This window comes from uncultured Blautia sp. (assembly GCF_902497045.1).
Taxonomy (GTDB): Bacteria; Bacillota; Clostridia; order Lachnospirales; family Lachnospiraceae; genus Blautia_A.
This window is the reverse complement of sequence record NZ_CABVDF010000202.1, coordinates 1-5,411: the sequence shown is the minus strand read 5'-3', so window position 1 is coordinate 5,411 and position 5,411 is coordinate 1. Positions and strand designations below refer to the sequence as shown.

The following is a 5,411-nucleotide window of genomic DNA, read 5'->3' as shown; positions in this document are numbered from 1 at the left end:
CCCATGAAAAATCTGAAGAATTCTTAAGAATCAGAAAATCATGTCAGAATCATGCTATAATAAAGCAACATAAGAAATGGAGGCAAAAACATGGAACAGTCCAGAATACTGATCGTAGATGATAATCCGGAGATTCGTGAGGTGGTCACGGTACTTTTGGAAGGAGAAGGCTTTTGTCTGGAAGAGGCGGCAGACGGAAGGGAAGCGCTGGAAAAAATAAAACGGAACAGATATGATCTTGTTCTTCTGGATGTAATGATGCCGGGACTGGACGGTTATCAGACATGTATGGAAATCAGGAAAAGATCCAATGTTCCGATACTCTTTCTCAGCGCAAGAACTCAGGTGGAGGATAAGACTTTTGGATTTTCCTGCGGAGGAGATGATTATCTTCCGAAGCCGTTTTCCTATCCGGAGCTGATCGGCAGAGTGAAAGCACTGGTAAGAAGGTATCATGTATATCAGGGAAGCGGAGCGGAAAAAAATGAAAAGAAATTATGCTGCGGAGGACTTGAGGTCTACCCGGAAAAAGGAACGGTCTGGAGAAATGATAAGGAGATTTCTTTGACAGATACAGAATTTTCGATTTTATGTCTGCTTCTGAAACACAGAAAGCAGATATTTTCTGTGGAGCATCTTTATGAAGCAGTCTGGGAAGAAGCGTATTATTACGGGGCAGCTAATATTGTCATGGTACATATCCGGAATCTACGAAATAAGATAGAAGAAGATCCTCATGCTCCAAAGATCATTCGTACCGTCTGGGGAAGGGGGTACCGCTGTGATTAGGAGGGGGAAAGCCGGAGAACGCAAACTGACCAGGGAGCTTTTTGTTATTTTTCTTGCAGGACTTTTTTGTGCGCTGTTTTGTACAATATTTATGATGAACCGGAGATTTGGATTTTATGCCTGGGTGCTGGATCATGGGGTTATAGAAGATTCCAGAAAGGAATATGCACAGTGGCTGAAAAAAGAAACGCCTGCATTTCATATGGACAGGCCGGAGGAGTATATGCCTTATTTTGCGGAAAAGGCAGACGATTATACCTGGATGGGGATTTATGATAAAAAAAATGGAACGTACATAGACAGTCTTTTTCCAAGGATTCTTGACAGCAGAATATGGGGAAGCTGGTCGTGGTCAGATACGGATATAGCGGCGCAGACTATGGAGCCTCCGGTAGAATTTGAAACGCAGTTTTCTGATGGAACAGCCAGAGTACAGCTGATGAGCTATCAGTCTTTGAAGTTTTTTCCGGTTTTTTATCTGTCGATCGTGATCCTGGACAGCCTTTGGGTTCTGGGACCGATCCTTATTTTTGTACATAAAAAAATGAAGTATCTGGGAAGGGTACGGTGTGAGGCTGCTGTCATGGGACAGGGAGATATGGAACATCCGGTTACGGTGAAAGGAAAAGATGAGATCGCAGCTCTTGCAAAAGAACTGGATGAGCTTCGCCTGGCCCTGAAAATAAGTATGGAAAATGAACGTCAGGCACATATGGATAATCAGGAACTGATCCGTGCGCTTTCTCATGATATCCGTACGCCGCTTACGGTTTTAAATGGATATCTGGAAATCCTCAGAAGAAAAAAAGGGGATCAGGAGAATTATCCGCAGTATGTACAGAAATGCCTGATAAAAACAGAGGAGCTCCGGGGGATGACGGATAAGATGTTTGAATATGCCCTTGTCTTTGAAAATCCGGGAAAAACTGCTATGCAGGATTACAGCCTTCGGGAATTTGCAGGAGAACTGCAGGAACAGCTGGAGTATCTGGAACTGCAGGGGTTTTCTGTAGGGTATGGCCGGAAGGTGGTGCCAGATGAGAGATGGAAGGCAAATCCCTTCCTTATACAGAGACTGTTTACAAATCTCTGCTCAAATATCCTTCGTTATGGAAAACAGGAGCATAGAGTGACAGCGGACATTTATATGGAAGAAAGAAAAGTAATCGTAATTCTGGAAAACGTGATTGCTGAGCAGCGTCAGGCAGCGGGAAGCGGTGTCGGACTGAAAAGCGCTGCAAGGATCGCAGAGCTTCATGGCGGGGAAATGGTCTGGACGGAGAAGGGGGATATTTTTCAGGTAAAAATAAGTATTCCTGTTTACTGACGGGGGATTTTGACCTTGTTTTGATGTATTAATTGTGTTACACTTTGCCAGTAAAGTAATAAGAGAGACTGTGGCAGATACATTCTGCGGCAGACTTTTTCAGAATAAAAGAGGGATTTTATGTTAGATGTTTGTTTAGTGGGAACAGGTGGTATGATGCCCCTTCCAAGAAGGTGGCTTACTGCGTTGATGACAAGATATAATGGAAGCAGCCTTCTGATCGACTGCGGCGAGGGGACTCAGGTTGCCATTAAGGAAAAAGGCTGGAGCTTCAAGCCTATTGATGTGATCTGCTTTACCCATTATCATGGAGACCATATCAGCGGACTTCCGGGACTGCTTCTGACTATGGGGAATGCAGACCGTACAGAACCTTTGACCCTGATCGGTCCCAGAGGACTGGAACGTGTGGTAAATGCCCTTCGAGTGATCGCTCCGGAACTGCCCTTTGAGATCCGGTTTATAGAGATCACGAAGCCGGAGGAAGTTATTGAATTGAACGGATACAGGATCACTGCCTTTAAGGTGAACCATAATGTGATCTGCTATGGATATACACTGGAAATCCTCCGTCAGGGCAAGTTTTCTCCGGAAAGAGCAAGAGAGCAGGAGATTCCCCTGAAATTATGGAATCCTCTTCAAAAGGGGCAGACCATAGAACTGGAAGGGAAAACCTATACGCCGGACATGGTCCTTGGACCTGACAGAAAGGGAATCAAGCTTACCTATACAACGGATACCAGACCGACTGATTCCATTCTCCGTAATGCAAGAAAATCAGATCTTTTTATCTGTGAAGGGATGTATGGGGAGGATGACAAAGCAGATAAGGCGAAAGGCTATAAGCATATGACGTTCCGAGAGGCAGCAGAGCTGGCAAAGGCAGCAGAGGTAGGAGAAATGTGGCTGACACATTACAGTCCGTCACTGATCCGACCGGACGACTATATGGATACAGTCAGATCGATTTTTCCACAGGCATATCCGGGGAAAGATGGAAAAAGTGTGGAATTAAATTTTGAGGAGGAATAATTGTGAAAGATACACTGATTCTTGCCATAGAGAGCTCCTGTGATGAAACGGCGGCTTCTGTTGTAAAAAACGGAAGAACCATTCTGTCAAATGTGATCTCTTCACAGATTGAGCTTCATAAACTGTACGGCGGTGTTGTGCCGGAAATTGCATCAAGAAAGCATATAGAAAAGATCAATCAGGTTATCGAGGAGGCGCTGAAAGAGGCGGGCGTGACACTGGATGACCTTGATGCCATTGGCGTTACCTATGGACCGGGGCTTGTAGGCGCGCTGCTTGTAGGCGTTGCAGAAGCCAAGGCTATTGCCTATGCAAAAAAACTTCCATTGGTAGGTGTTCATCATATTGAGGGTCATGTTTCGGCAAACTATATCGAACATCCGGATCTGGAACCGCCGTTTCTCTGCCTGATCGTTTCAGGGGGACATACTCATCTGGTGATTGTAAAGGACTACGGTGTGTTTGAGATTCTGGGAAGAACCAGAGACGATGCAGCAGGAGAGGCCTTTGATAAGGTTGCACGGGCTATCGGTCTGGGATATCCAGGAGGTCCGAAGATTGACAAGCTTTCAAAAGAAGGAAATCCGGATGCAATACAGTTTCCGAGAGCGAAAGTAGGAGACTGTCCTTATGATTTCAGTTTCAGCGGGGTAAAATCTGCTGTTCTGAACTATCTGAATCAGGCTCAGATGAAGGGCGAAGAGGTAAATCGTGCAGATCTGGCGGCATCTTTCCAGAAAGCAGTGGTAGATGTTCTGGTAGAGCATACTATGATGGCGGCAAAAGATTATGGAATGGATAAAGTGGCAATTGCAGGAGGTGTGGCTTCCAATGGTACTCTGAGGGCCGCTATGGAAAAAGCCTGTGAAGAAAATGGTTATCAGTTTTTCCGCCCCTCACCGATTTTCTGTACAGATAATGCTGCCATGATCGGGGCGGCAGCTTATTACGAGTATAAAAAAGGAACGCGTCATGGCTGGGATCTGAATGCAGTGCCAAACCTGAAACTGGGAGAAAGATAAAAATTGCTGGGGAGGTTTTATGGAAGGAAAAAATACGGCTGTTGTTCTGGCAGCAGGACAGGGAAAACGGATGAACAGCAAAGTACAGAAGCAGTTTCTGGAACTGGGAGGAAAACCATTGCTTTATTATGCTTTGAAATGCTTTCAGGACAGTGGGCTGATACAGGAGATTATATTGGTTACAGGGGCGGAGTCTGTATCTTTCTGTAAAGAGGAAATTGTGGAAAAATATGGTCTTACCAAGGTAACAAAAGTGATACCCGGTGGAAAAGAGAGATATGATTCTGTTTATCAGGGACTTCTTGTCTGTCGGGATACGGAATATGTTCTGATTCATGACGGAGCCAGACCTTTTATTACAGAAGAAATCATTCAGAGAGGAATCCAGGGAGTAAAAAAAACAGGCGCCTGCGTGATCGGTATGCCTTCTAAGGATACGGTAAAAATAGCAGATGCACAGGGATATGTTGCGGAGACGCCGGAACGAAGCTCTGTGTGGACCATTCAGACGCCTCAGATTTTTGATTACAGGCTGATTCGAGAGGCTCATGAGAAAATCCGCTGCCGGGATATGTCAGCGATCACAGATGATGCTATGGTGGTAGAACAGGAAACAGGGGCGAAAATTGCTCTTGTAGAAGGATCCTATAAAAATCTAAAGATCACAACACCGGAGGATTTGGATATAGCGGAAATTTTTTTGAAAAAATTTGATTTTATATCTTGACAGGTATAAGCTTTGATGATAGAATGTAATTCGCGTCAACGAGAAAAACGTCGGAAAACGCAGAATTGCATAAGGAGAGATATCGAAGTGGTCATAACGAGGCGGTCTTGAAAACCGTTTGTCCGAAAGGGCGCGTGGGTTCGAATCCCACTCTCTCCGTTCGTCAGGCAGAAAAAACTTGCAAAAAAGTTAAAATAATGCTTGACAAAATGGAAAAAGATGTTATAATAAATAACGCTTCTGACAAACAGAAGAGAAACATCTAGGGCAATTTGGAGAAGTACCCAAGCTGGCCGAAGGGGCTCCCCTGGAAAGGGAGTAGGTCGTTAATAGCGGCGCGAGGGTTCAAATCCCTCCTTCTCCGTTTGAGTTTTATGAGTTGAAAAAACTTGAAAAACTTGAAAAAAGTTCTTGACAAGCAAAAGAGTTTATGATAATATAAACAAGTTGTTGCAAGAAAACAAAGAACCTTGATAACTAAACAGTGAGACACATACGATTCTCGAAAATTCTT

At 44.4% G+C, this 5,411-nt stretch carries 5 protein-coding genes and 2 tRNA genes; all 7 read left to right on the top strand.

The genetic code is table 11. The annotated features are described in order from the left end of the window. Positions 1-90: 90 nt before the first annotated feature. The 7 genes from RDS42_RS12155 to RDS42_RS12125 all read left to right on the top strand — a co-directional run bounded on the left by RDS42_RS12155 (position 91) and on the right by RDS42_RS12125 (position 5,261). Complete coding sequence (locus RDS42_RS12155) at positions 91-789, top strand: response regulator transcription factor (RefSeq protein ID WP_308783892.1); 699 nt, start codon at positions 91-93, stop codon at positions 787-789. After that, a complete protein-coding gene (locus RDS42_RS12150; protein ID WP_308783891.1) occupies positions 782-2,116 on the top strand; it encodes a HAMP domain-containing sensor histidine kinase in 1,335 nt (444 codons plus the stop codon). The genes RDS42_RS12155 and RDS42_RS12150 overlap by 8 nt, the downstream gene beginning before the upstream one ends. Before the next feature lie 120 nt (positions 2,117-2,236). Beyond that, entirely contained in the window at positions 2,237-3,148 is a 912-nt protein-coding gene (locus tag RDS42_RS12145; RefSeq protein WP_308783890.1) for a ribonuclease Z, read from the top strand. Positions 3,149-3,150: 2 nt separating this feature from the next. Further along, the gene (gene tsaD / locus RDS42_RS12140; protein WP_308783889.1) at positions 3,151-4,170 is read left to right on the top strand and encodes a tRNA (adenosine(37)-N6)-threonylcarbamoyltransferase complex transferase subunit TsaD; all 1,020 of its coding nucleotides are present in this window, start codon (positions 3,151-3,153) and stop codon (positions 4,168-4,170) included. 19 nt (positions 4,171-4,189) lie between these two features. Then, positions 4,190-4,897, top strand: coding sequence for a 2-C-methyl-D-erythritol 4-phosphate cytidylyltransferase (gene ispD, locus RDS42_RS12135; protein WP_308783888.1), 708 nt, complete (start codon positions 4,190-4,192; stop codon positions 4,895-4,897). Between the two features lie 73 nt (positions 4,898-4,970). Further along, a tRNA-Ser gene (locus RDS42_RS12130) sits at positions 4,971-5,056 on the top strand. Positions 5,057-5,171: 115 nt separating this feature from the next. Then, a tRNA-Ser gene (locus RDS42_RS12125) sits at positions 5,172-5,261 on the top strand. The last annotated feature ends 150 nt before the right edge of the window (positions 5,262-5,411 follow it).

Bases quoted from the DNA above. Each gene is read 5' to 3' on its own strand.
- RDS42_RS12155 (WP_308783892.1), top strand. From the start codon at position 91: ATGGAACAGTCCAGAATACTGATCGTAGATGATAATCCGGAGATTCGT.
- RDS42_RS12145 (WP_308783890.1), top strand. From the start codon at position 2,237: ATGTTAGATGTTTGTTTAGTGGGAACAGGTGGTATGATGCCCCTTCCA.
- ispD (WP_308783888.1), top strand. From the start codon at position 4,190: ATGGAAGGAAAAAATACGGCTGTTGTTCTGGCAGCAGGACAGGGAAAA.